General features: G+C 41.0%; 23 protein-coding genes. 12 read left to right on the top strand and 11 right to left on the bottom strand.

All coding sequences use genetic code 11. The features are described 5' to 3' along the window. The first annotated feature begins 125 nt into the window (after window positions 1-125). Window positions 126-752 (top strand): hypothetical protein, encoded by a 627-nt coding sequence (locus tag PBAL39_RS05760; RefSeq protein ID WP_008239271.1) that lies wholly within the window; start codon window positions 126-128, stop codon window positions 750-752. Here the strand turns inward: PBAL39_RS05760 and PBAL39_RS05765 are convergent. The 6 genes from PBAL39_RS05765 to PBAL39_RS05790 all read right to left on the bottom strand — a co-directional run bounded on the left by PBAL39_RS05765 (window position 745) and on the right by PBAL39_RS05790 (window position 5,512). Next, a complete protein-coding gene (locus PBAL39_RS05765) occupies window positions 745-1,665 on the bottom strand; it encodes an AraC family transcriptional regulator (RefSeq protein WP_008239272.1) in 921 nt (306 codons plus the stop codon). The genes PBAL39_RS05760 and PBAL39_RS05765 overlap by 8 nt on opposite strands. Window positions 1,666-1,865: 200 nt before the next feature. Continuing rightward, the gene (locus tag PBAL39_RS05770; RefSeq protein WP_039866181.1) at window positions 1,866-2,177 is read right to left on the bottom strand and encodes an EthD family reductase; all 312 of its coding nucleotides are present in this window, start codon (window positions 2,175-2,177) and stop codon (window positions 1,866-1,868) included. A 107-nt stretch (window positions 2,178-2,284) separates the two neighbouring features. Continuing rightward, window positions 2,285-3,262 carry an NAD(P)H-binding protein gene (locus tag PBAL39_RS05775; protein WP_008239274.1) on the bottom strand — a complete coding sequence of 326 codons (978 nt, stop codon included), beginning with the start codon at window positions 3,260-3,262 and terminating at the stop codon, window positions 2,285-2,287. Between the two features lie 139 nt (window positions 3,263-3,401). Beyond that, window positions 3,402-4,427 (bottom strand): aldo/keto reductase, encoded by a 1,026-nt coding sequence (locus PBAL39_RS05780; protein WP_008239275.1) that lies wholly within the window; start codon window positions 4,425-4,427, stop codon window positions 3,402-3,404. Further along, entirely contained in the window at window positions 4,417-4,890 is a 474-nt protein-coding gene (locus PBAL39_RS05785) for an ester cyclase (protein ID WP_008239276.1), read from the bottom strand. Before PBAL39_RS05785 ends, PBAL39_RS05780 begins: the two co-directional genes overlap by 11 nt. 10 nt (window positions 4,891-4,900) lie before the next feature. Further along, window positions 4,901-5,512 (bottom strand): NAD(P)H-dependent oxidoreductase, encoded by a 612-nt coding sequence (locus tag PBAL39_RS05790; RefSeq protein WP_008239277.1) that lies wholly within the window; start codon window positions 5,510-5,512, stop codon window positions 4,901-4,903. A 113-nt stretch (window positions 5,513-5,625) separates the two neighbouring features. Between PBAL39_RS05790 and PBAL39_RS05795 the strand changes: the two genes are divergently transcribed. Both PBAL39_RS05795 and PBAL39_RS05800 read left to right on the top strand, forming a co-directional pair. Next, a complete protein-coding gene (locus PBAL39_RS05795) occupies window positions 5,626-5,961 on the top strand; it encodes a helix-turn-helix domain-containing protein (protein WP_050784321.1) in 336 nt (111 codons plus the stop codon). A 103-nt stretch (window positions 5,962-6,064) separates the two neighbouring features. After that, window positions 6,065-7,837 (top strand): HAMP domain-containing sensor histidine kinase, encoded by a 1,773-nt coding sequence (locus tag PBAL39_RS05800; RefSeq protein WP_083801705.1) that lies wholly within the window; start codon window positions 6,065-6,067, stop codon window positions 7,835-7,837. A 36-nt stretch (window positions 7,838-7,873) separates the two neighbouring features. Here PBAL39_RS05800 and PBAL39_RS05805 read toward each other — a convergent pair whose 3' ends face one another. Beyond that, window positions 7,874-9,634, bottom strand: coding sequence for an MFS transporter (locus PBAL39_RS05805; RefSeq protein WP_008239280.1), 1,761 nt, complete (start codon window positions 9,632-9,634; stop codon window positions 7,874-7,876). 222 nt (window positions 9,635-9,856) lie between these two features. Here PBAL39_RS05805 and PBAL39_RS05810 point away from each other — a divergent pair, with 222 nt between their 5' ends. Beyond that, window positions 9,857-10,381 (top strand): hypothetical protein, encoded by a 525-nt coding sequence (locus PBAL39_RS05810; RefSeq protein WP_008239281.1) that lies wholly within the window; start codon window positions 9,857-9,859, stop codon window positions 10,379-10,381. A gap of 19 nt (window positions 10,382-10,400) precedes the next feature. Here PBAL39_RS05810 and PBAL39_RS05815 read toward each other — a convergent pair whose 3' ends face one another. Together PBAL39_RS05815 and PBAL39_RS05820 are read right to left on the bottom strand one after the other, a co-directional pair. After that, a complete protein-coding gene (locus PBAL39_RS05815; RefSeq protein WP_008239282.1) occupies window positions 10,401-10,943 on the bottom strand; it encodes a hypothetical protein in 543 nt (180 codons plus the stop codon). 99 nt (window positions 10,944-11,042) lie between these two features. Beyond that, complete coding sequence (locus tag PBAL39_RS05820) at window positions 11,043-11,972, bottom strand: hypothetical protein (RefSeq protein WP_039866183.1); 930 nt, start codon at window positions 11,970-11,972, stop codon at window positions 11,043-11,045. A gap of 481 nt (window positions 11,973-12,453) precedes the next feature. Here PBAL39_RS05820 and PBAL39_RS05825 point away from each other — a divergent pair, with 481 nt between their 5' ends. The 7 genes from PBAL39_RS05825 to PBAL39_RS05850 all read left to right on the top strand — a co-directional run bounded on the left by PBAL39_RS05825 (window position 12,454) and on the right by PBAL39_RS05850 (window position 18,879). After that, window positions 12,454-13,329, top strand: coding sequence for an AraC family transcriptional regulator (locus PBAL39_RS05825; RefSeq protein ID WP_008239284.1), 876 nt, complete (start codon window positions 12,454-12,456; stop codon window positions 13,327-13,329). Between the two features lie 133 nt (window positions 13,330-13,462). Beyond that, on the top strand, window positions 13,463-14,596 hold the full coding sequence (locus tag PBAL39_RS05830) for an NADH-dependent flavin oxidoreductase (protein ID WP_008239285.1): 1,134 nt from the start codon (window positions 13,463-13,465) through the stop codon (window positions 14,594-14,596). 55 nt (window positions 14,597-14,651) lie between these two features. Continuing rightward, a complete protein-coding gene (locus PBAL39_RS05835; protein WP_008239286.1) occupies window positions 14,652-15,821 on the top strand; it encodes an aldo/keto reductase in 1,170 nt (389 codons plus the stop codon). 277 nt (window positions 15,822-16,098) lie between these two features. Beyond that, window positions 16,099-16,938 carry an SDR family oxidoreductase gene (locus PBAL39_RS05840; RefSeq protein ID WP_008239287.1) on the top strand — a complete coding sequence of 280 codons (840 nt, stop codon included), beginning with the start codon at window positions 16,099-16,101 and terminating at the stop codon, window positions 16,936-16,938. A 69-nt stretch (window positions 16,939-17,007) separates the two neighbouring features. Continuing rightward, on the top strand, window positions 17,008-17,166 hold the full coding sequence (locus PBAL39_RS25250) for an SDR family NAD(P)-dependent oxidoreductase (protein ID WP_008239289.1): 159 nt from the start codon (window positions 17,008-17,010) through the stop codon (window positions 17,164-17,166). Window positions 17,167-17,368: 202 nt separating this feature from the next. After that, on the top strand, window positions 17,369-18,304 hold the full coding sequence (locus PBAL39_RS05845) for a hypothetical protein (RefSeq protein ID WP_008239291.1): 936 nt from the start codon (window positions 17,369-17,371) through the stop codon (window positions 18,302-18,304). Between the two features lie 116 nt (window positions 18,305-18,420). Then, window positions 18,421-18,879 (top strand): hypothetical protein, encoded by a 459-nt coding sequence (locus PBAL39_RS05850; protein ID WP_008239297.1) that lies wholly within the window; start codon window positions 18,421-18,423, stop codon window positions 18,877-18,879. 131 nt (window positions 18,880-19,010) lie between these two features. Here the strand turns inward: PBAL39_RS05850 and PBAL39_RS05855 are convergent, their stop codons facing one another. After that, window positions 19,011-20,171 carry an ATP-binding protein gene (locus tag PBAL39_RS05855; RefSeq protein WP_008239298.1) on the bottom strand — a complete coding sequence of 387 codons (1,161 nt, stop codon included), beginning with the start codon at window positions 20,169-20,171 and terminating at the stop codon, window positions 19,011-19,013. A 219-nt stretch (window positions 20,172-20,390) separates the two neighbouring features. After that, entirely contained in the window at window positions 20,391-21,083 is a 693-nt protein-coding gene (locus PBAL39_RS05860) for a hypothetical protein (RefSeq protein WP_008239302.1), read from the bottom strand. Between the two features lie 236 nt (window positions 21,084-21,319). On the opposite strand from PBAL39_RS05860, the gene PBAL39_RS05865 reads away from it, so the two are divergent. Continuing rightward, window positions 21,320-23,695 carry an ABC transporter permease gene (locus PBAL39_RS05865; RefSeq protein ID WP_008239306.1) on the top strand — a complete coding sequence of 792 codons (2,376 nt, stop codon included), beginning with the start codon at window positions 21,320-21,322 and terminating at the stop codon, window positions 23,693-23,695. The last annotated feature ends 20 nt before the right edge of the window (window positions 23,696-23,715 follow it).

The following is a 23,715-nucleotide window of genomic DNA, read 5'->3' on the forward strand; positions in this document are numbered from 1 at the left end:
TTTAAAACTGTATGGCAATATTTACGTGTTATAGTATAGATTGTATTTGGTGATTGCTCCTGGCAAATAACGGGGGGTATGCAAAAGGAGCAACAACATTTTCATGTAATCCTTAATTTTATGATATGAGTAATATTAAACCACATTCGCCATTTTGGGAACTATTGCCACTGAAAGGCTTGGGGCCAATAAGGTTTTTGACGGATAAATCAGCACTAGAGACGTATCGAGACGAACTCGGTTCGATCACGGCAGAAGAAAGCGTAAATTTGGAGCAGCAGCAACAGCTATTACATGATACGGTTAATCAGTTCAGCGAATTCTTCAGTCAGGAGGATCTAAATAATGTACTTGAAGCAATGCAGGTTATCGGAGATAGCCGGGATGACGTTTCGAAGGTGTATATGGACGCTGGAATATCGCTGGAATATAAAGCCAATCAGTTGGTGGAGGTTTTCGCTGACGACAGGGCGAAGGGGCTGCATTTTCAGGGGATGCCTTTGTTTGCTTCAGACCCAAAAGAATTGGTCATATACATCAGCAAACAATTAAATGAGATCCCCTGTATCAAGGATGAAGAAATTGCTTTCCCTGAGCACAATCTCTTCTTATTTTCATTCCTGATTGAGCAGCCGGGTGGCGCATACAAAGAAGGTAAGAAAAAGGGTAGAACTGTCAGCTGGTGGAATTCAGCAAGACCCTATGGTGAAGATTTATCTGGTTATCACTTGTTGGATATCTCATTTAATTAAACGAGTTTCGGAACTTCAAAGGAGAGAGGTTGGTTTTTGACTTGAATAATTTGGTGAACGATTGGGGATGCTCGAAGCCAAGTTCATAAGCAATTTCGCTGATCGACAAATCGGTACCTGATAATTTTTCTTTTGCTTTTTCTATCAGTTTACTGTGAATGTGTTGTTGTGTACTTTGACCGGTCAACACTTTTAATACATCACTTAAATAATTGGGTGAGATATTTAATGTATCTGCAATGAATTGAACAGTAGGCAATCCCTGCGCGATCAGATCATCATTGTTGAAATATTTTGCGAGTGTGTCTTCTAAACGACTGAGAATTTGATGATTTGTCTTTTTACGGGTAATAAACTGACGATGATAAAACCTTTCGGAAAAGTTGAGCAACGTTTCAATTTGTGAAGCAATAATTTGTTGGCTGAACTTATCAGTATTGAACTGATATTCCTGCTGGATGCTTTTAATAATGCTTACAATTTTCTTCTCTTCCTTCCCGGAAAGGTATAGTGCCTCATTAACTGAGTAATCGAAGAATTCATATTGCTTTATGATTTTAGCCAAAGTGGTATTCCATATAAAATCCGGGTGAAATAGTATGCCCCACCCGGACGGTCTAAGTGTTTTACCTTTTTCGGGCTGAATACTAAAGAGTTGATTCGGTGCCATAAAAAATAAAACGCCTTCATCAAAATCACTGGCCTGATGTCCATATTTGAATTTTGCATTGGTGATCCGTTTCAGATAAATTGCATAGAAATCATATATAAAACTTACAGGTTCATTAAAGGGCTTCTGTATAAAGGAATTGAAATTTATTACACTTATTAATGGATGTTCGGGTTTTGGAAGACCCATAGTCTCATGGCATTGGCTGATGGTTTTAATTCTGATTGGCAGTGCATTTGTCATAGCTATAGGAATATTTACTAGCTTATTGTCGCGATTGAACTGCTTCAAAATCTAACATAAGCTACTATTAAAGATAGCGCAAATACCATTACAAAAGAGGCAACGTTTTATATGCTTTCCTTTTGAAACGAATCATAAATGCGACAAGCATGATACGGGTAACTTGGTGGATAGCTGTATTCATGTTTCTGTTTTGGGGTTTAAATCATCACTTCACTCACCTGTACAATAGGGTGGCTATTGGTAAAGTTTGGCATATCGCCTATTATTTTTTCGGCATTAGGGCCAAACGCATTTTCAAATTCGTCAATAGAGTTAAAATACATGTTTCCCATGGCGATATAGATGGCAGGAGAACCGGGAGTAGCGCCACCCAGGCCTTTTTCAACTGTGGTTCCTTTTAGTGCATCGCCCAGTAGGCCTGCGACCAAGGGAGCATGTTCGTTACAATAATAGTCCATGTCAAATATCTTGTCGTCTCCGTTTGGATACAACACACTAACTTTAATCATGCCTTTTTTCATAAGAATACATCTTGTTTTAGGGGTTATAGGGCTGTCATAAGCATAATCATTGCTTTTTTGTAAGCTGTATGCTTGTGATAGTTTCACTTCAATTTTTAATTATTTTTGTTGAATTCCAATGCAAACTCTTTGGCGTAATCTTTCAGTTTTGTGTGACTTAACACCGGCCTGTGTTGGTAATAATCTTCATACAACTTTCCCGCACGTGCGGCAGCCCCCATTTCTACGATACCTTTTACCATCTTTTCATTCATGCCTCGTTTCAGCATTGTATTGGCGAGCATTTTATTGGAGATAGCTGGCCATTTTAAGTAAGGTTTGCCTATAGCCTCGCCTAATATCTCAGCAACTTCATTACAGGTAAGTTCTTCACTGGCGATGTACCGTACAGATCGCCCCTCAAATGGCTTTTCCATTTCTTCGGAAATTACTGAGGCAATATCATCTGGCGACACCAATATATTCATGTTATCGCCTCCGTAATTAGCAACCATCACACCTCTTTTTCCCTGTAAGAAGCCCCTCACACCGTAATATCGAATTGCCATAATGGCCCCGAGAAGACCTTTGCTCAGTGTTTTAATTATTTCGACGTTAACCAATAAGTTGTAAAAAAAACCTCCTGGTCGCATAAATTTGATGGACACGTCATTTGGTAATTGCTTCAAAATACCTTCAGCGATATGATGAAGCTCCACCAGCCCCATGCCTTTGTCGGTATGGGCACCGACGCTACTTAAATGCACCACTTTTTTTATGCCAGATGCCTCAACCGCCTTCTTATAAGCCGTTACAATTTCCGTGGTGGCTTTATTGAGGTCATAGCTTTTGTTAAACATATTCTCTGGACCACCAGCCTCCATTAAATAAGCGATGTCTGCACCGGTAAATGTCTTTGTTAGAAAATCAATATCCTGCATTGTGCCTATGGCCGCTTTGGCACCCATAGCTTCGATTTCTTTTTTCCGCTCGGCTTTACTGCTGATAACGGTTACTGTATGACCTTTTTTTATTAATTCTTTGGTTAGCGGTTTGCTGATATTCCCTAAAGAACCTGTGACGATGATTTTCATAGCCTAAATGCTTATGGTAAACTAGATACAGGTACAAAGATGAGTGATAGCAAACCGCGTTTATTAACCGATTCTCTGAATGACTTAGCCAAAAAGAGGAATAATTTGGAAAGCCTTTAATTTGATAGCGGTAATGAATTTATCTGCTTGATTCTTTGTCCTGGTTCTCTATCATCCAGCCGGGATATTGTTTGGGCAAGGGGCTGACTTCATCAATTTTCAAAAGGTCAGTCGTACTTAGGCATAAATCTGTTGAACGAACGTTAAACTGCAGCTGCTCTATATTCTTAGCACCAATAATTGTGCTGGTAACACCGGGTTGCTGTCTGACCCAGGCAAGCGCTACCTGTGCAACAGTTGCTTGATAATGGTCACCAATTGTTTTCATTACATCAACCAGGTCATAAGCTTTATTCTTATCAATCGGTGGAAAATCAAAATTGGTTCGCCTCGAATCTTTTTCTGCTGTGCCCTGTCGGGTATTCTTGCCTGATAAAAAACCTCCGGCAAGTGGACTCCACGGGAAAATGGCAAGGTCATGATCTTTGGCCATCGGGACTAGTTCATGTTCAATATCACGTGTTACCGCTGAATAGAAATACTCGAGACCGATAAATTTATGCCAACCATTATAATGTGCTATGGCCTGTGCTTTGGCTACCATCCAGGCTGGCCAGTTACAAATGGCGATATGGCGAACTTTTCCGCTTTCAACTACATCATTTAAGGAACGGACGATCTCTTCCAACGAAGTTTTAAAATCCACACCGTGGACATATAAAATGTCAATGTGGTCCAGTTGCAGGCGCTTCAGGCTATCGCCCACAGCATTGAAGATGTGGTATCGTGAAAGTCCTGAGTTATTTGGCTTTTCCTTCATCTTGCCTAGTACTTTGGTAGCTATAACGAGCTCATCACGCTGAACCTGCAGGTCTTTCAGGCCCTGACCCAGCAGTCGCTCAGCCTGGCCAAAAGAGTAAACATCCGCAGTGTCTATAAAGTTAATACCAGAGTCAATCACGGCCTCCAGCATGTTGTTAACTTCCTTTTGCTGTAACTGGCCAATATTGGTCCACATTCCGGCGTCCTGGCCTCCAAAAGTCATGGTTCCAAAGCAAAGTTCTGAAACCATCAGGCCAGTGTTGCCAACATAGTTATATTTCATGGTCGGAATGATTAAGGTTTTCTGATGAACGGCTTTGTGTTAATAATCCAAACCAATCTTCAAGGTGCCAGGTATGCGTAATCTTGCCGTCTTTGAGGTGATGTAATTCCAGCGTGGATACTGTTACTTTTTTGTTTGCAGGCGGAATGCCCATAAATTCTTTGTCATGGGTGAAAGTCATTTCCGCCCGCACTGCAATACGCTCGGCAGTGCCAAATATGTCTTGCAGGGTTATTTTTACGTCAGGGAAGGTTTGTTGAAAAACGGCAATTAGGTTTTTTAAGCCTTCAGGTCCTGCCTTTTGTCCTGGAGCCATCGGTATATCCTGCCAGTCTGGACTAAAAAGTGCATCAACAATTGTCAGGTCATTCGTTTGCCAGGCCATATAGAATGCCTGGATAGCCTCAATTGTTGCTTTAGTTATGGGTTGCACCATGTTCGGCGTATTGTTTTCTGTACTCATGATATGTGTGTTATTTTTTTGCGTTTAACTGTTGTAGGGTATGATTCAAATATGATTGATAGCCCTCAAAATAATGTTCCGGTTTGGGATTTTTTAATACATCAAAACAGTGGTAACCGGGAAGAATATCATAACCGAAGAACTTATAATTGAGTGTAACATTAAGCAGCACATCGTCAGCCGATCCGCCTCCCATCCACAGCTGTCTGTTGTCATCAAAAGATTCTTGCGGGGCATTCCATGTAGCTGAAATAAACATTCCTTTGCCGGTCATCAAACCACCTGAGCCATAGTGTTTAGTAGGATCGCCTGGAGTTCTCCCATCGTTTGTCGCCATGCTTCCGGTAAATAATCCTTTATTGAAGACTTCGTCGGCATATTTTTTATAAGACCAGGGTAGGTTAGCCCAATTGATGGGTGTTTGCAAGACCACAAGATCAGTTAACAGATGCTTTTCTACTTCTTCATCAACGTCATAACCTTGGTCTATAATTGTTTCCGACACCCGGATATCGTGTTCACGAAAAAAAGATTTCGCTTGTTGGACAAGAGTTTTATTAAGCCTGCCTTCGCTAATTCCGTCATATTTTTGATGGGCATTGATAATTAATACTTCTTTCATTATTGCTTTTATTTGGGTCAAAGTAAGGTATTAGCTATCTTTGAGGCAAGTACTTACCATTCGGTATGGTACTTACCTTGACGACTGAAATATTGATTATCAACTACATAAAAATGGACAATATTGAAAAAAAAAACTGGGGTGGTGAGGAATGTCCGATAACTCTGTTTATGGAACAGATTGGCGGAAAATGGAAACCCGTTATTTTATGGTTGCTGTTTCAAGAGGAAACGATGAGGTTTAGTGAACTGGATAAATCCATTAGCGGCATCACCCAAAAGATGCTGTCACAACAACTCAAAGGTCTGGAAGAAACAGGCACAATTAAGCGGGTATCTTATCCGGTTATACCGCCAAAAGTTGAATACAGTTTGACAGAAAAAGGTAAATCGCTATTTAGCATTCTCGACGGCTTGTGTAAATGGAGCGAGAACAATCTTTCACGTTAATACAAGTTTTTTCAGTAATACTATCAACTGATGATTAAACACCTTCGCAGATAAATATTTATATTGGTGAATTATTAAACAGCAATAGATAATTAGTAGGGGGATGATTTTTTCTAAGTGTAGGGTTTATGGCATGGTCGTGTGGCTGAGCTTTGGATTGGTGTGCCAGGCTGGAGCCCAGGAAGTGAGCTTTGGCAATAGTACGGACGCTGCCAGGATCGCTGCGGCCAAGGAGCAGTACAATAAAGGCAATTACCCTGAATCACTGGAGGGTGCTTTGCCGGTTTATCTTTCTGCTTTGCAGCGGAAGGATCAAAAGCTGGTAGCTGATGCCGGTAATGTCATTGGCTTGATCTATCTCGCCCAGCAGCAGCCGAAGGTTGCCATTCAATATTTCCGATCAGCAGCTGCAGTAAATCTGGCATTAAATAACCAGGAGCGCCTCGCTGCAAATTATTTAAATATTGGCCTGACCCATTCTGATCTCAACCAACTGGACTCGGGGGTGTATTACCTAAAGAAATCTTTAGTGATTAGTAAGCGTGAGAAAATTAAAAATCTTGTGGCAATGGGTAATAACCAATTGGGCGAAACTTATGTCAAACAAAAGCATTTTCAGCTAGCTGAGCAACTGTTTCAAAGTGTTTTAAAGGCAGAAGATTTTCAGAGTGACTGGGAAAATAGTTTTGCTAATGCTGGGTTAGCCAGAAGCAGATTCAGTCAGGGGAGATACGCTGAGGCAGGTAAATTTGCTGACCAGGCTTTTAAGCTCGCCTCAAAATCTGAGGCCAATTGGGACGCCGTTCAGGCTTTGGAACTGGCGCATAAAGCGTATAAAGCGATTGGGGATCATCAAACAGCCTATAATAGGTTATTGGCCTATAAAACGTATTATGATGAGGTTTATGGTCATGATAAAGATAAGTTAGTCAGTAAGTTACTGCTTAAGGAGAAGTCTGCCGAAAATGAGGTGCTCAAAAAGGAGGTGCAAATTACGCTTCAAAATAGGAAGATTGATAGACTGATCCTGATTGTGGTACTGATCGGAGCATTGCTGGTTATACTAATTGCCGTGTTTATCGCTCGACGCTATATGACTCTAAACCGCAACAACAGAGCTTTGAAAAGAATGAATGTTAAGGCCATGCGGCAGAATAAATTGGTAGTTCAACAAAATGATGGTCTTAATCAAATGATCCGTCATAAAGATCATTTGTTCTCGATACTAAGTCATGATCTGAGGAGTCCATTCGCATTGATTGAAAGTACGCTGGATTTATTTGGGAGTGGCAATCTGACTCAGCAGGAGTTACAGATCTTGGCTTCGGAGTTAGCTGATCAGACACACGCTGCATCAATGATGCTGGATAGTCTTTTGGTATGGGCCGGTAATCAGTTGGAAGGCATAACGACTCGTCGTGTGCCAATTGATCTGGTAGAAAAGGTTGACAAGATCATTATGGTAGCCTCCGCGGTGGCAGATCGCAAAATGATCAGTCTGGAGCATGAGCGACTGACGCTGCCGGCTGTACAAGGTGACGCTGATCAGGTGCGCATCATGTTGCAAAATTTACTTTCGAACGCCATAAAATATACTGCGCCGAATGGTACGATACGAATTAGTTATGCGATGTTTGAAAGTTCAGTTGAATTTGTCATTCAGGACAATGGTATCGGGATGGATAGCAAGTCTTTTAATGCGCTGTTGGACGGTTCCAATGGCCGTCTGTCGACTTATGGAACCTTAAACGAAAAGGGGATAGGCTTAGGTTTTCGGCTGGTCAGAGATTTCGCAGGTCAGAATCAGATCACAATTACTGGAAGCAGCGAAATAGGGGTGGGAACTACCTTTAGGCTGAGGTTTGATATTGCTTGATAAGCGTGAGAATTGGGGAAATTTAGGTAGTAGTAATCAGTCAAGTTCGGCGTCAAGTACATGAATCGGCGGTTCGATCAGTATGGTTTCAAAATCATCACCGTCAACACGAAGTTGCTTTTGTGTACCGCTAACAGTCCAGTTCTGGACTTTTTTGATGCCGACAGGATAGATGTCGATGCCCTGATCATGAATCCTCATTCTGGTAAAGTTCTTGAAATTTGGGTTGGCCAGGGCTGATGAAGATTCATCTTCATGCATGGCCAGCAGGCGATTTGAGAGATACAGGTATGCACCCATCAAGAATGATGAAAGCGTTCCACCAACCAAACCAAAAATCAGTACGATCATCGCGTTCCCCCACCAGCTTCCCCAAAAGGACATCAGCTCAGTCTGGGCCAGCCAGAACATGGTAGCGAAAAGCATAATCGTTTGACCCGATGCGTGCACAAATCCGATGATGAAATTCCCGGCTTTCTTTGCGACCCGGTCTACAAACAGCCAGAAACCGCCAAATAATGCGCCGATGCTTAGGGCTATTGATGGTGCTCCTAGAAAGTAAATACCAATGGTTTCGAAAAATCCGACAAGGGAAATGTCCGTAAACCTGCTAAGAAAAAAGGTGCCGTTCATGATAGCCTGATGGCTTTGTAAAAGCCAGAATAAATAAACGTAAACTAAACAGGCAAGACTGATGAATGCCGGGTTTTTGAACGGAAAAAGGAGATTGCCCAACAGCAGTCGCTTAGAGTCTGATACGCTCGGGAAGATCGCTTTGCGGGTAATTTTTTCTTGTGCACGATCTCCAGCAATGGCGTCGAGTACAGGGGGCAGGTTGTGCGTGAGGTGCAGAAATGCACCTCCTCCTCCTGAGGTGATGTACTGGTGACCATTTTCTTTTTGGGAATAACGCGAATAATGGTGCAGATCGCCGGTGATGTTAATGGCAAGTTTGAATTTTTTCCCGATTAGCTGGTGTTCGTCTCTGATATGCCTTGAAATGAAAAAGTCCAGACGGTCAAAGGACTGGTCGTTTTTGCGGATTTCTTTATATACCCAGGCAGGTTCAGCAGTGACCAGAATAATCTTGTCACCGTCCTGCATTTCTTCCCTGGCCATACGGGTAAAGTAATCCAGCTGAGGTTGATCAATATTGGAATTTAGCTGGATGTCTGTTGCCCAGATCCAGTAATTGTTGGGTAGGGGAATTGCGAAATAGCTTCGTTTCTGAACGGTCCGCCAGATGCCTATGCTACGTTGCTGGCAAAATAATTTCATGAAGTTACCAAGTCCGTCATACCAGTCATGATTTCCGGGGATGGCAAAGAGCAGGGGCCGGTTCAATTCTGAGAGCACTTCGTTTTTATCTCCTGCAGCTTCAAATGGGACTTTAAACTTTGTTGTATAGTTATCGAGTGTTGGAAAAGGGTATACTTCATCACCGCCAAGGATTAAAATATCACCGCGCGTAGTGGTGACACGTTCAGATTTCCTGTCTTCAGTTTGAACAACAAGCTGTCTCTGTGCAGCCTTTTTGGCCACGGAATAGGTGGAATCAAAACCATCACCAGTATCACAGATAAAGTCGATCCAGATTTCCTGCCGGTCGGTAACGAGCCGTTTGCGGAGCTTACAGGAATCCTCATCGCTATCCTTACTTAATGCGGCCTGGAGCTCGCGCCGGTCTGCATAATTACCAAACGTGCCAGAAATTAAGGATTTAAGGGCGACATTCAAGAGCATGGAGGGTTGAAACCAGTTGGTCATCCGTGCTTTTTTGTAGGGATTCTCATTCATCTAAGGGCTAAATTAAGCGGGAATATTGGTATTTCATAAACAAGCTTATTGCTTTTAGGTTTGAAGACCCTAGTTGTTTGTTTTGAGAAAGGAAATCTTGCTCAAGAATGATCTTCAACCTGGGGTGGGAGCCAGGTGATGGCTACGAGTAGCATATGGACAACTTGCGGCACAATTATCGCACTGTCCAGTTAGTTTAGTCCTGTTTTTCAAAAGTATAATATGAAGAAAAAAGACCCGATCGTTCGCTTTTTCCAACCTACATTCCTGAAGATTAGAAGACTTGCAAAGGTTGTTGTGGGTGTCGTGCTGCTTTCGAGTTGTAGAACTGAGGAGCCCGCATTCGTTGTGAAGGGAGATAGCGTGCTCAAAAAAGACGTTAAGGTGAATGTTGAGCTGCTTAAGGACGATGGGACCACAATGGCAACCACGTTTTTTAAAGGTAAGAGCTATAAAATTCCGAATCAAAGGACACTCCGTTATGCGATTTATGTATCTTATAAGGACAGTCTTTTTTATAAGTTCGAGTTCGATAACTTACATGGCGATATTAAAGGTGATCCAATTAACGAAGTCACAATTGCTAAAGAGGGCGCTGCGTTAAAGGTTTGGTACAAACCCCTTAAGCAAAGTTCTCCGGCGAGTGGCATGATTTTGCTGCCCCGGCACATGTTGGTAGATGGGGTCGGTCAGGCATCCACTGACAAAGATAAATTTACAGGTTTTTATAAAACAGATTCTGGTTAAACCCAGCGACATTGATAAATCAATGCACGCTAATGCCGTCAAATTCCAGCTTTGAGATAGCTACGTCTTCATATTTGCCAGGAGCACCTTCTACCCAGGCTGTTCTCAACGAAAAGTCATGTGCGTTAGAAGCTTTGTAGTCGAGCTTTTTGTTTGCGGCTAATATTGAACTGGCAGTAATGCTGTCAGGACCACCACCGCAATACCAGCTGCAGCCCCATATGCTGACATCGAGGTGATCTTCCTTGCTGTATGCTTCTTCATTTTCATAGATTTCGATCTGTCGCTGGCTCAGGTGCTTTTTAGCACTATCATAATCGGGGTAGGATTTAATGGTGCTGTCGATTGTGGCATAAAGGACTTTCAGTCTTTGCAGGTTATGTTTCGCATCATTACTGATGTCAGGGGTGTAACCTATTTCAGGTTCGATAATTTTCACCTTTTGGTTTTCGGTGGGGGTAGAGACCTGACCTGTCTTCCCATTATCTGGTGAGGAGTGACATGCAAAAAAAGACGTAGTGGCCAATATCGCTAGGCTGAGCAGGTAATTATTGTTCATCATATGTTCTATTTCCTATTTGCCTGAACCTCATTTTTTCTCAGTTTGGTAAGTGTAAAGTCTAAAATTAAACCCAATTGGTAAGGTAATCATCAGTTGCAGTTATCTGATGACCTCTAGTTCCTTTTTATCCGTAGGAATATGGAAGTAAAGCAAATACGTGTTGTTTTTATACTGATTTTCACCGGTTTTATAATTTCCCCAAAGCGGAGAGCCATTGTCCACAGGATCGATTAACGTTGCAATTCTACCATCTCCGTAAATGGCCACTTTATAGTTTTCTAAAGGCTGCATTTCGAGGCCTTGTTGTCCCCATCTTTTTAAAAAGGCTGATGTAAAAGTGTCGTTTGTTTTTTTATCATAAAAAAAAGCTTGAGCAACCTCGGTTTCAGCGGCTAGTTTGGCTTCAGCGATTTGATCTAAATTTCTATTGTTCAGCCAGTCGTGATATTTTTGATATTGTGTCAAAAGTTGCTGTTTGATAACTGCTGGATCCATGTTAGATAAGTCTGTGCTATTTTCCCATCCAACCAAAGTATATGGAACATCTGCCTGAAAAGTTCCGTTATATTCGATGTATGGTTTCCCAGCTGCGCCTAATCTGTTTTGTCCATTGTTATTATCTTTTTCCAGCGGCGCCTCGAACTTTACCACTTCTCCGAATCGTTTTTCTATGTCGCCGCTTTCATTGAATCTAACCTTTTCTATGGTCATTTCAACTCTGGCCCCTGGCTGAATTGCCTGTTGTGGAACTAAGGTTACGGCCCCATTGACTTCTTTCCGCTCTCTGATGGGATAGATTCTTATTTTCCATTTTTGAATTCCGGATTTTAAAATGGCGATGTTAATTGGGGTACTGCCGCTCATTGAGCCGTTGGCAGGTCCGAAGTAACGGTCAACAGGGTAGTCGTTTATTAACACCTCGTAATTACAGCCACCAATAGCTATAAGTGCCTGATAATTGATGCGCTGATCGTAATTCCTGACATTTTTGTATAAGCTTCCGAGAATGTCTGTTGCTTTTTTATCCATAGTTTTAGTGGCCTGTCCGCAACTTTGCAGGCTGATCAGGCTGAATATTAAAAAGAGATATCTGGTCATTTAGTTGTTTTTCATTTTTAAGGTTCGCGAACTTGTAATCGCTTAATGGCCATCACAGGGGATCTTATTAGGCGCAGAAATCTGTTACCTTTTGCTTTTATTTTCCAGACAATTATAACGCCAACTTAAATTTATTAAAGAAAGAAAATTTTACGTGCAAAATCATTAGCTGGAATTTCTATGACGGGTAAGATATTAAGTGCCTATGGTTTACTGGGCATTATTGTATTTCCCAAAGCCACAATGATTTTATTGACAATTTGATCGGGAATTAGAAGAAAACCAAACCATAAGGCAATACTGGAAAAGCTAAATAAGCTATCAAATTCATACCGTAGGCAAAAATTAAATAGCTATTTATATCTTAATGAAATCGTATCCTCTGTATCTTTGTTTTTCTTAGTTTTGTAAAATGAACGATCAGCAAGAAACCCTCGTCACAATTTCGACTACAGAGCTAAAACTTAAGGGTTTTAAAGTTTACAAAACTGATAGTAGTCTAAGTGGATACAGCTACAGCCGCAAGGACTTTTATAAAATCAATATTACAACTGGTAAATTTCTGTTCAACTATGCTGACAGAAGCATTGAAACGGAGGATACCTTTTTGTTTTTTGGAAACCCGCACATTCCATATTCCTGTGAATCAAGATCAGAAAATCATTATGGCTATACCTGTCTTTTTACGGAAGATTTTATGAATTTAAACGAACGTTCGGAAAGCCTGCAGCAATCACCCCTTTTCAAATTAGGTGGAACTCCAATTTTTGGCCTTAATGAGCCGCAAAAAATGAAGTTATCTGGACTCTTTGAAGAGATGATCAAGGAGCAGGAAACAGAATATGCGTTTAAGGATGAGCTGATTAGAAATTATATGAACCTAGTCATTCATGAAGCACTGAAAATGCAACCTTCTGAAAGCAACGTCAAGCATAATAATGCTTCAGCCAGACTAACATCCGTATTTCTTGAATTACTGGAACGCCAATTTCCGATAGAAAATACTGATCGGCCACTTGAATTAAGAACAGCACAGGACTATGCAGGAAAGCTATCTGTGCATACAAATTATTTGAACAGTTCAGTGAAAGAGATTACTGGCAAGTCAACATCTACATTAATAAGTGACAGGATTATCGCTGAGGCGAAAGCTTTGCTGCAACATACCAACTGGAATATAGCAGAAATCGCCTATGCACTTGGATTTGAATACCCCACTTATTTTAACAATTTTTTTAAAAAAAAAACCGGAAGCATTCCTAAATCTGTAAGAACAGGCCGTCTTTGATTATTGTACTTTTTCCTTTGTTTTTCTTTATTTCTTGACTTTTGTAATCCGGACTTTTGTATGATGATTATTGATCATAATCTAATGCGGCCAGAGGTGGCTGTGTTTATTAATGAGATTAATAGCGATGTCAATGAATACAAAAGAAATAAGCCTTTTCCAACCATTTTCATTTAAGAATGGAATAACTGTAAAAAACAGAATTGCAATGGCCCCGATGACTACCTGGGCCAGTAATGAAGACTATACAGTTTCGGATGATGAGTTAAAATACTATAGCGCACGTGCCAGCGGACCTGGTCTTGTAATTACTGGGTGCACAAGGGTCACCGATAATGGGATCGGCTTTACCCACGAGTTTGCTTCCTCCAGCGATTCGTTTTTACCAGGTCTTAAAAAGTTGGCCACCGTTGCAAAAAGCGGTGGTGCGCCTGCCATATTGCAAATCTATCATGCAGGTAATAAGGCAATTGCTGAACTGATTAACAATGGCGATGTAGTAAGCGCAAGTGCAGTATCAATTGGGACTGCTCCATTCGTTAACGGCACTGCTATCATGCCTCGTGCACTGGGACACCAGGAAATCCTGGATGTTATAGAAGCTTTTGGAAAAACTACTCGCAGGGCAATTGAGGCAGGGTTCGACGGTGTCGAGCTGCACGGCGCACATGGCTTCTTACTGCAAAACTTTTTTTCGCCCATATATAATACACGCAATGATCAGTGGGGCGGCTCTGCCCAAAAACGCATGAACTTCCCCCTTGAAGTAGTCAGAGAAGTAAAAACGGTTATTGATAAATATGCGGATAAGCCCTTTGTATTGGGTTATCGGATATCTCCGGAAGAACTTCAGGAGGAAGGCTATAAGGTCGAGGATACTTATCCTTTAATAGATGAGCTTATAGAACTAAAAATAGATTACCTGCATGCATCCTTAACAAACGTTATTGAATCAAGACCAGTTGGAGAAAAAATTGAAAAAACACTGGCATCTCATCTAATTGAACATGTTAACGGCAGGATTCCCATCATTGCCGCCGGACAGGTAAAGACTCCTGAACAAGCCGAACAGGCGTTAAACCTTGGACTTAGCCTGGTCGCTATCGGGCAAGCATTGATCATCAATCCCAACTGGATATCAATAGCAAAAAATGGGGATAAGGTTGATGAAGTGTTGAGCATTTCCAAGTTGCCAGAACTTTCAATACCAGAGAAGTTATGGGGCATTATCGATGCCGCCAAAGGATGGTTCCGTGTTGGAAGTTAAAGTCTATAAAGTGGCGCTAAATGATGTATAAATATTCTACTTAAAACAGTCAAAAATGGATAACTACAAAAGTGAGTCAAGGTTAAATAATCAGTGTAAAAGCTTAGAAAGCCGGCGTAAATTTTTAACGAATACAGCAATAATAGGTGCCGCTGTAACACTGGCACCCATAACCTCTGCTTTTTCCTCTGGCAAAGCAAATGAAATCATTAAATCAACTTATAAAGGAGAACATAAAATGAAAACACGTAAACTGGGAAATCTTGAAGTTTCGGAAATCGGACTGGGATGTATGAATATGACAGGAAATTACAATCCACCTGCTAACCACGAGCAGTCTATTAAAACTATTCGCACAGCATTTGAAAATGGAGTTCGGTTTTTCGACACGGCAGAGGTATATGGACCATATACAGATGAAAAACTTGTTGGCGAAGCGCTTGAACCTTTCCGTGATCAGGTAAAGATTGCTACAAAATTTGGATTTGCTATTGATGGTACTGTTGGTTTAGATAGCAGGCCTGAAAGAATTAAAAAGGTAGTGGAAGAATCATTGAAGCGCTTGCGGACAGACCACATTGATTTGTATTATCAACACCGCGTTGATCCAAATGTACCAATTGAAGATGTTGCTGGCACCATCAAAGAACTTATTGCGCAAGGGAAAGTGCTGCACTTTGGCCTATCCGAAGCAAGCCCTAAAACGATTTGTCGTGCCCATGCTGTTCAGCCAGTTAGTGCTGTGCAGTCTGAGTATTCTATGTGGACACGCAATGTGGAATTAAATGGTGTACTGAAGACTTGTGAAGAACTGGGTATTGGCTTTGTGCCCTGGTCGCCGGTGGGTTCAGGATTTTTAACAGGAAAGTATGATACAACAATTAAGTTCGATGAGAAAGCGGACTTCCGTGCAGGATTTCCCCGCTTTTCAAAAGAGTTCTTACCGCTAAATATGCCTCTGATTGAATGGCTCAAAAAATATGCTGCGACAAAAAATGCTACACCGTCTCAGGTAGCACTTGCATGGTTACTGGCTAAAAGTCCTAACATTGTGCCAATTCCCGGAACTCGCTTTGAAAACCACTTATTGGAAAATTTAGGTGCACAAAATCTCGATCTGACCCGAAAAGATGTTCAGGACATTGATACTATTTTATCTAAATTTCCTATCTACGGTGAACGTATGGGCGAAGAACATATGAGTTCAATTGATTACACAGTTTAGTAGTCAGGATAAAGAATTATTGAAAACAGGTCTTATATCCTTCGGCCCTGTATCGGCATTAAGATGTGCCCAACAGGGATCACCGAAAGAACCTATAAGTTTAATAATGCCACCAAGGCAACACACTATTTTAGAAATCAATATAGAATGAAAGTGAAAACCTTGCTAATTCCAGTAATGACAAAAATAGGCAGGCATTGAAAGATTAAACCAAGTTATATGATGAGTTGTACTAATAATACAGTCATCGATTATAAAATCTTAAATATTGGAAATTATGAGTGAACAAAAAGTTTGGTTCATCACTGGCGCAGGTCGCGGTATGGGAACCGATATTACTAAAGCAGCATTAGCAGCAGGTCATAAAGTAGTCGCTACCGGGCGCAACACAGATAACGTTGCTCAGGCGCTTGGGGAATCAGACAGCCTATTGATTGTTAAACTTGATGTAACTAGTACCACAGATGCGCGGGCAGCTGTCACTGCAGCTCTTGATAAGTTTGGGCGAATAGATGTTCTGGTAAATAATGCTGCTAATTTCATCGCAGGTTTCTTTGAAGAATTAACGCAGGAAGAAATTGATAAGCAGCTGCAGACGAGTCTAACAGGGCCTATGATTGTAACACGTGCAATTCTGCCGGTTATGCGTAAACAGGGATCAGGACACATAACTTCCATATCTTCTACAGCAGGGCTTACGAGTTTAGAATTTTGCAGTGCTTACTCTGCATCCAAATTTGGTTTGGAAGGATTTATGCAGGCGCTTCAAACAGAAGTATCGCCATTTGGGATAAATACCACCATTGTCAATCCTGGATTCTTCCGGACGGAACTGCTCACAGAACAATCAACAAAATATGCGGACAATCCTGTCGGGGATTACAACGAGCGTAGAGCCGAGGTCATGCAGTTTTGGCAAGGTGCAAACGGGCAGCAACCAGGTGATCCTGCAAAACTTGCCCAGGCACTGGTAACGATATTAAACAATGAAAAGCCACCACTGCGCTTTTTAGCGGGCGCAGATGCCGTAGCAACAGCGGAACAGGTAGCCACCACATTGAAAGAGCAGCCGGAAGCTTATCGGGATTTATCCAGTTCCCTTGCATACGAGAACTAGTCCGTAGCCAAACCCTAACTTATATGCTAGATATTCAAGACAAAGTTATCATGATTACAGGGGCCTCCAGTGGAATGGGGGGCAGCTACGGCAAAAGAAATTGCTGATAAAGGCGCAAAGTTAGTACTCGCTGCAAGGAGGGAGAGCCGCGTTAAAGAATTACAAGCGGAGCTTTCAGATATCGGAAGCGAAGTAAAATATAAGGTGACTGATGTTGCCTCAAAATAGGCATTGAGCCTGCAAGTATTGCTCAAGCGATCTCTTTTGCAATTGGACAACCCGCAGATGTGGCAATAAATGAGATGATAGTTCGGTCCACTATACAACTGCTTCAGTAACAAGCAAAGAAGTTTAAGCTGTTATTATGCGTGAGAACATATTGTATTCTCACGCTTGAACAAAATAGGCAAGTTGTTGTTAATAGATTCAGATGGAAAAACCGGTTAGCATAAATTTGCAGGGAACAACAATTTCTGAGTTAACGGATTTCCGTTATGATGTTGTCGCAAATGAGCATCAGTTTTTCCAAGTTACATTTAGTCAGTTATTGTTGCAGAATGATTTCGGTCTGACTGCAGCCGAAAGTTATTACAATACACCTGTGGGGCTAAATTTTCTCACGCAATCTGGCAAACTTAGACAGGTTACGGGCAACATCATCACCCTGAAACAAATAGAAAGGCCAGGTTATCCACCTGAGGTAACTATCGCCGGCACTTTTTACAGTCCTGCGGGTAAATTTCCAAGGCTTAACCGCTTTTTATGGAGTGCTATTGTATTGCCATTAGTGGTGATGGGATCCGTGTGTCTATATGTACATCTTCTTAGCCAGAAACTGGTGGAAAAAAGAGGAACGATAGCGTCGTATTCCAGGGCCTCTTCCTATAAGGGATCAAGAAAGCACTCCTTCAGGATTGATCCTTTTCAGTCGAGTTTCAAACGCAGTTATTACCGGCCGATTGTCGATCGCCCATCTGAGCATATCGATGCTTTGTTTACTTCATCCTATGATGGTTATCACCCAGATAGTACCGGCCAGGCGGTGCGTTTTTTTGTACTAAAAGACGATGTTGATCAACTACCTGCAAAGGAGAGCACCGTTCCTTTTTTCAATCTTCAACATGGGGCTAATGCCTATTCTAGCTGGGATCAGTCTCTTGACATCTTGTATTACGCCAAAGATCAACTCTGGTGGTACTTCGTATGGCTCATCTATGCTTTTGCGGAAATTGCTTCGATTGGATTTGTATTTTACTATTACAAGATGTTTGCTTTTAATCATGATCCACGGAAAAGTATTCTTTCCTGGATTTTCACTTTTTTGATCGTTATACTTAACGTTCCGGTTATTTTGATCTTCATCTGAGGCATTTTGATAATATGGAATTAACTACGCTAGTTATTTTAGTCACGGCGCTTACAGCTGGATGTCAGTCCCGGACCTAAAGAGAAGCTCAAGAATCATAAATTTGCCTCTGCAATATGAAAATAAACGATAAATATAACGGAATTGTCCTGGCAGTCCTGGTGCTTTTGATCATTGTTATAGTTTTGGTGGTGCGAAGCGTGAAGACGAACTATTACACCATAATCATTGATGCGCAGCTAAGAGAAAAAGACGACAACCATTTTAAAGATTGTTATTTGAAATTGAATGGAAATAACTACCTCATAACGGATTATTACAGATATAAGAATGACCACTTGATTGAATACAAATCAGCAACGTCATCTGGGTTTGCTGTTTTTAATCTCATTGACAGCAACTCTTCCTACAACGGAAGTCGCGATCGTTATAAAAAACTTTGGTATAAGCAAAAGAGCGATAGCTTCGCATTGGACAACGAAAAATATAAAATAGATTATGTCCACAAGGATACCGTAGTTTCCAACATAGATCGTACTGCTATAAAAGTAGTGATACAAAAGTTTGTTGACTAGGGAACAGCTTAGTAAGAATAACCTATACGCCTCTTCCCAGGATCTTGGGAGGCTAAACTGCGGGATTGATCTGTTGTAGATGTCGGGTCCATGCTGATAATGGTTTGACTGTCAAAAAGAAGTATTGGGTTTTAGTTCTGTGAAGCGTAATCAAGTACGTCAGCTTGTTGCTCAACACCAGACTGTCTGGGAAGGCTGAACCAAAATTCAGCTCCGTTGCCTTCATCACTGATTACGCCGAGATACCCACGGTGTTTTTTGACAATTTCCTTGGCGACATATAGGCCTAGGCCCATTCCTGGAAGTGCCTTCGATACCGATTGTGCTGTCCGCGTAAAGCGGTCGAAAATTTCGGATTGCTGAGCTTTAGGAATTCCCGGGCCTTGGTCTTTTACCCTTACCTGAACATAATCATCCTCTACCAAAATGGTAATGCTGATTTCTGTTTTTTCTGGTGTAAACTTTAGGGCATTGTCTATAAGAATTGTAAATACTTGTGCCAAGCGTCTTTGATCTCCATGAATCCAGAGCTCGTTCGGGAAGTTTGTGGTGATGAAATGTAGGCGGTTGGCGCGTTGCTTTTCGGTTATAACCCCTGAAAGGCAGCTGATAAGATCAAAGTTTTCTTTGTTAATGTGGAGTGCATTTTTGCTGATTTGTGTGGCATCCAAAATATTTTCGATAATTGTGGTCAGGTTTGTTGATTGGCCTTCGATGCGATCAATGATGTTAAGATCTTCCTGACGTTCTTGATTTTGGTGTTTCTTTTTAAGTATTTGTGTGAATCCTTTTATGGATGTTACTGGTGTTTTGAGTTCGTGCGATGCAAGATGTAAGAACTCGTTCAAGGGAACCTCAAGTTGCCCGGCGTTGGGTTCGGCGGAACGGTATTGCTGCAGCAGCTTTTCGCTCTGTGCGAGCTTATGCCGGATGCGTTCAACTGACAGAAATAGCCCGGAAATGACAAGGCCTTCAGCAAAAAATATACCTATGGCTATGATGAAAAATTCAGGTGTGGTTTCGTATTCCGGCAGTATGAAGATGAGAGACAAAACGGCTGCACTTAGTGTTGCTATGATTGCCGAAAAGCTTCCTCCATATATTGCACCCAGAAAGATAATGACAAAGTAAAGCAGGAATGGCGTTCGATAGCTGACCTCAAAAATTGGATGTAAGGTTAGCCAGGTGACAGAAGCAGCCATCATGATTGGAACCGCAATCTGGTAGAAGATTCTCTTTTTATCTTGATTGAGCACACTTTCCCGTTGGAATGCTAACAGTTGTTTATACATATGATACTTAATATCAAACCGACATGGTTGTTGATTACTCCCTTTCGTAAATTTCAACATTTATTTCTGTATCTCAGCATGGCTTTCTTATTTTCTCCCGAAAATCAGATTCTGTACCTATCCCAATCCAAAGGATTTGTTGGGGATGGTTTACAAAGGATCTTTCTTTAACAATATCAATTCGCCAGATTTGTTGAATTGGTAGATAAAGTTTCTCCATCAATTCTCCAGATGTCCACACCCTGCATCCTTAGGTTCTTTAACTCTGTTAAATTTTTTATTTCCAGGGTTATAAATGAAAACATCATATGAATGGTTTAAGCTACCACTATCGGCTGTTTCGAATGCAATATCATCGATGCCATCAAAATTGAAATCCTTAATTTCTACCCGTCTGGCCTGACCCTTATCCACATGGTTTAAAAGGTATTTCAAGTTGCTCCCATTGGGATAGGTTAGGGTTAAATTATCATCATAAAAGGCATTGTAATGAATTCTTACATTGTTTAAGAAAACCATACTCTTCCCGTCATAAAATTCTTCATCCTGAATCAGTTTAAATGTAAATTTCTTTGAATCTTTAAATCGGATGTAGTAGATGTCATCCACATTCCTTGGCCACTCGGTAATCCCATATTCACCAGTAGCCTTACCCTTATACATTTCGGTATACTTATAAGTGTAAAAATCTGGCTGACCGCTTTCTCTTTCAGAGCTATCTATGTCTAGCGTCTTTAATTTTAGTGCAATGGGCTCTTTCTGCCCTTTGTACCAGACAAAAGCACCTTTTTTATGTTGAAATCCAAAAGTGAATTCGATAGGTTTTGCAGTGCCAACCGATCTGAATTTCATCTGTGCAAAGGTTAACAAGGGCATTAAAAATGCAATACTTGCAAATGTTTTAAACTTCATATTATTTAGTAGGGACAATTTCAAAAATATGATTTCTATCTGAGTACTGCATAGTTTGTAGAAATAAGGCATTGGAATTATTATCAAACGGAGCTTTACAAAATGTATTTGTTCATATGTGAACATTAAGGCTGTTCAATAATGAACATGTTATCAAAAAAAATGTAGTTTAACCGTAAATTGAAGGCTTTTTTTACTGGCATCAGCTTTGGGTATTGCATTTAAAGCAGATAATTATGTTACAGCACCATTTTTTATTGTTCTACCGCAACTTCAAAAAATATAAAAGTTCATTTTTCATAAATTTAATCGGTCTGTCGGCAGGACTATCTTGTTCGATCCTAATTTACTTGTGGGTAATTGATGAAACCCGTATGGATCAATTTCATGAAAAAGGTGCGCAGCTGTACCAGGTTTTGGAAAACAACAAGACAGCAGCCGCTATCAACACCACTGATGGAACATCAGCTCCATTGGCAGCAGCGCTGAAAGAAGAATTCCCGGAAGTAGAAGATGCTGTAATGTCCTCTCCAACCTATTGGCTTGCGGAGTCAAAGATTTCCATTAAAGGCAACAATAACGTCAAAGCAAGAGGTAAGTTTGCCGGGCCTGATTTCTTAAAAATATTTTCCTATCCTGTAGTCAGTGGTGATGTGAATTCGATGCTTTCAGGCCTGAATAAGATTGTCATTTCTGAGGGGCTGGCTATTAAACTTTTCAAAACCAACGACGTATTAGGCAAAGCGATTACATGGAGAAATGGAGATATGGAGCAGGAAAATCATGCACTGATTTCAGGAGTATTCAAAGATACGCCTTCTGCCTCATCTGATCAGTTTGATTTCTTAGTGACACAAGAGATGTTTCTACAAACAGCGCCAAATTATCTGAAATGGGGGAATGTTGGCCCCAATACCTTTCTTGTGTTAAAGAAAGGAACGGATGTCACTGCATTCAATAAGAAGATCAGAGATTTCATGTTGACAAAAGGACAACATTTCAGAACTTTATTCATCCGGCCTTTTGCAGATGGTTATCTATTTAACAGTTATGAAAACGGTAAGTTAACAGGCGGACGGATTGAGTATGTAAGGCTCTTTACTTTGATTGCAGTGTTTATTCTGGTCATCGCCTGTATAAATTTCATGAATCTCTCAACTGCAAAAGCATCCAGAAGAATGAAAGAAGTAGGCATCAAAAAGGTAATGGGAGCCCGAAGGAAATCGTTAATGATGCAGTTCATGGCTGAATCCATGATGCTTACCTTTTTGTCATTGTCGATCGCCTTAATTTCTGTGGAAATGTTACTTCCAGGGTTCAGTAACATTGTTGGTAAAGAGCTGACCCTGGATTTTAACTGGACATTTATATTGTGTTTAGTCGGAATTACTGTTTTTACAGCCCTCATTTCTGGCAGTTATCCTGCGATTTACCTTTCCGGATTTAACCCCTCTGATGCCCTAAAAGGAAAGTTAAGTCCGACAGCAGCAACGCTTTTTACCCGCAAAGGATTGGTCGTTTTTCAGTTTACATTGTCTGTGGTCCTGATCGTAGCCGTTTTAGTGATTTATAAACAGGTAGATTATGTACAGTCTAAAAATCTGGGATTTAAGAAAGACAATGTCCTCTATTTTGAAACTGATGGTAGATTAAAGACCGCTGTTGACCAGGCCTTAACTATGATCAAACAGATTCCAGGTGTAATGAGTGCCTCGAGCATAGACAGGGGCTTTTTAGGCGACCTAAGCTTTACTTTTGGTGACTTTTCCTGGGAAGGAAGGGATCCAAAAGAAGTGATCAAATTTCAACGGGCACAGGTAAATGTGGGTTTGTTGGAGACCCTCGGAATTGAAATGGCGGCTGGAAGAAGCTTCTCTACTAAATTCGGTTCTGATACTTCTAAAATGATCATTAATGAAGCGGGAATCAGGGCTATGCGTTTAGTCAATCCCATAGGAAAGGTGTTTACTTTATGGGGTAAAGACTACCAGATCATAGGAGTGGTTAAAGACTTTCATTTTGAGTCTCTTCATCAGGTTGTCCAGCCGATGTTTTTTAAATTCAACCCGGAGCAGACCAATAGAATTATGTTGAAGATTAGTGAAGGTAAGGAGAAATCGACGATAGCTGCCCTTCAACGTTTTTATGAGAATTTTAATCCTGGTTATACATTGGATTACAAGTTTTTAGATCAGGATTACCAAGCTCAATATGTTGCTGAAAATAGGGTGGGCCTGCTTTCAAGATATTTCGCTGTACTCGCTATCCTGATTTCGTGCTTAGGGTTATTTGGCCTTGCTGCGTTTACTGCGGAGCGAAAATTAAAGGAAATTGGCATTAGAAAGGTATTGGGCGCAAGTGAATTAAACATCATCTACTCACTATCTAAAGACTTTACTGTTCCTGTAGTGCTGGCCATTGTGATCGCTTTACCTATAAGTTACGTGCTGACAAAATATTGGCTTAATTCTTTCGCTTATAGAATTGAACTGCAGTTGTGGTATTTTGTTTTAGCGGGTTGCCTGGCATTGTTCATCTCCTGGTTAACAGTAAGTATGCAAGCGATAAAAGCGGCCAAAACCAATCCGATAAAATGCTTAAGACAGGAGTAGCCTTCTATAATCCAATAAAT

The sequence above is a fragment of the Pedobacter sp. BAL39 genome, assembly GCF_000170795.1.
In the GTDB taxonomy this organism is placed as follows: Bacteria; Bacteroidota; Bacteroidia; order Sphingobacteriales; family Sphingobacteriaceae; genus Pedobacter.

What these genes read in the sequence shown, in the direction of transcription:
- PBAL39_RS05800 (WP_083801705.1), top strand. Translation starts at nt 6,065, where the DNA reads ATGATTTTTTCTAAGTGTAGGGTTTATGGCATGGTCGTGTGGCTGAGC.
- PBAL39_RS05860 (WP_008239302.1), bottom strand. Translation starts at nt 21,083, where the DNA reads ATGAAGTTTAAAACATTTGCAAGTATTGCATTTTTAATGCCCTTGTTA.
- PBAL39_RS05780 (WP_008239275.1), bottom strand. Translation starts at nt 4,427, where the DNA reads ATGAAATATAACTATGTTGGCAACACTGGCCTGATGGTTTCAGAACTT.
- PBAL39_RS05805 (WP_008239280.1), bottom strand. Translation starts at nt 9,634, where the DNA reads ATGAATGAGAATCCCTACAAAAAAGCACGGATGACCAACTGGTTTCAA.
- PBAL39_RS05835 (WP_008239286.1), top strand. Translation starts at nt 14,652, where the DNA reads ATGGATAACTACAAAAGTGAGTCAAGGTTAAATAATCAGTGTAAAAGC.
- PBAL39_RS05865 (WP_008239306.1), top strand. Translation starts at nt 21,320, where the DNA reads ATGTTACAGCACCATTTTTTATTGTTCTACCGCAACTTCAAAAAATAT.
- PBAL39_RS05760 (WP_008239271.1), top strand. Translation starts at nt 126, where the DNA reads ATGAGTAATATTAAACCACATTCGCCATTTTGGGAACTATTGCCACTG.
- PBAL39_RS05825 (WP_008239284.1), top strand. Translation starts at nt 12,454, where the DNA reads ATGAACGATCAGCAAGAAACCCTCGTCACAATTTCGACTACAGAGCTA.
- PBAL39_RS05765 (WP_008239272.1), bottom strand. Translation starts at nt 1,665, where the DNA reads ATGACAAATGCACTGCCAATCAGAATTAAAACCATCAGCCAATGCCAT.
- PBAL39_RS05775 (WP_008239274.1), bottom strand. Translation starts at nt 3,262, where the DNA reads ATGAAAATCATCGTCACAGGTTCTTTAGGGAATATCAGCAAACCGCTA.
- PBAL39_RS05810 (WP_008239281.1), top strand. Translation starts at nt 9,857, where the DNA reads ATGAAGAAAAAAGACCCGATCGTTCGCTTTTTCCAACCTACATTCCTG.
- PBAL39_RS05845 (WP_008239291.1), top strand. Translation starts at nt 17,369, where the DNA reads ATGGAAAAACCGGTTAGCATAAATTTGCAGGGAACAACAATTTCTGAG.
- PBAL39_RS05830 (WP_008239285.1), top strand. Translation starts at nt 13,463, where the DNA reads ATGAATACAAAAGAAATAAGCCTTTTCCAACCATTTTCATTTAAGAAT.
- PBAL39_RS05840 (WP_008239287.1), top strand. Translation starts at nt 16,099, where the DNA reads ATGAGTGAACAAAAAGTTTGGTTCATCACTGGCGCAGGTCGCGGTATG.
- PBAL39_RS05795 (WP_050784321.1), top strand. Translation starts at nt 5,626, where the DNA reads ATGGACAATATTGAAAAAAAAAACTGGGGTGGTGAGGAATGTCCGATA.
- PBAL39_RS05790 (WP_008239277.1), bottom strand. Translation starts at nt 5,512, where the DNA reads ATGAAAGAAGTATTAATTATCAATGCCCATCAAAAATATGACGGAATT.
- PBAL39_RS05855 (WP_008239298.1), bottom strand. Translation starts at nt 20,171, where the DNA reads ATGTATAAACAACTGTTAGCATTCCAACGGGAAAGTGTGCTCAATCAA.
- PBAL39_RS05820 (WP_039866183.1), bottom strand. Translation starts at nt 11,972, where the DNA reads ATGGATAAAAAAGCAACAGACATTCTCGGAAGCTTATACAAAAATGTC.
- PBAL39_RS05785 (WP_008239276.1), bottom strand. Translation starts at nt 4,890, where the DNA reads ATGAGTACAGAAAACAATACGCCGAACATGGTGCAACCCATAACTAAA.
- PBAL39_RS05850 (WP_008239297.1), top strand. Translation starts at nt 18,421, where the DNA reads ATGAAAATAAACGATAAATATAACGGAATTGTCCTGGCAGTCCTGGTG.
- PBAL39_RS05770 (WP_039866181.1), bottom strand. Translation starts at nt 2,177, where the DNA reads ATGATTAAAGTTAGTGTGTTGTATCCAAACGGAGACGACAAGATATTT.
- PBAL39_RS05815 (WP_008239282.1), bottom strand. Translation starts at nt 10,943, where the DNA reads ATGATGAACAATAATTACCTGCTCAGCCTAGCGATATTGGCCACTACG.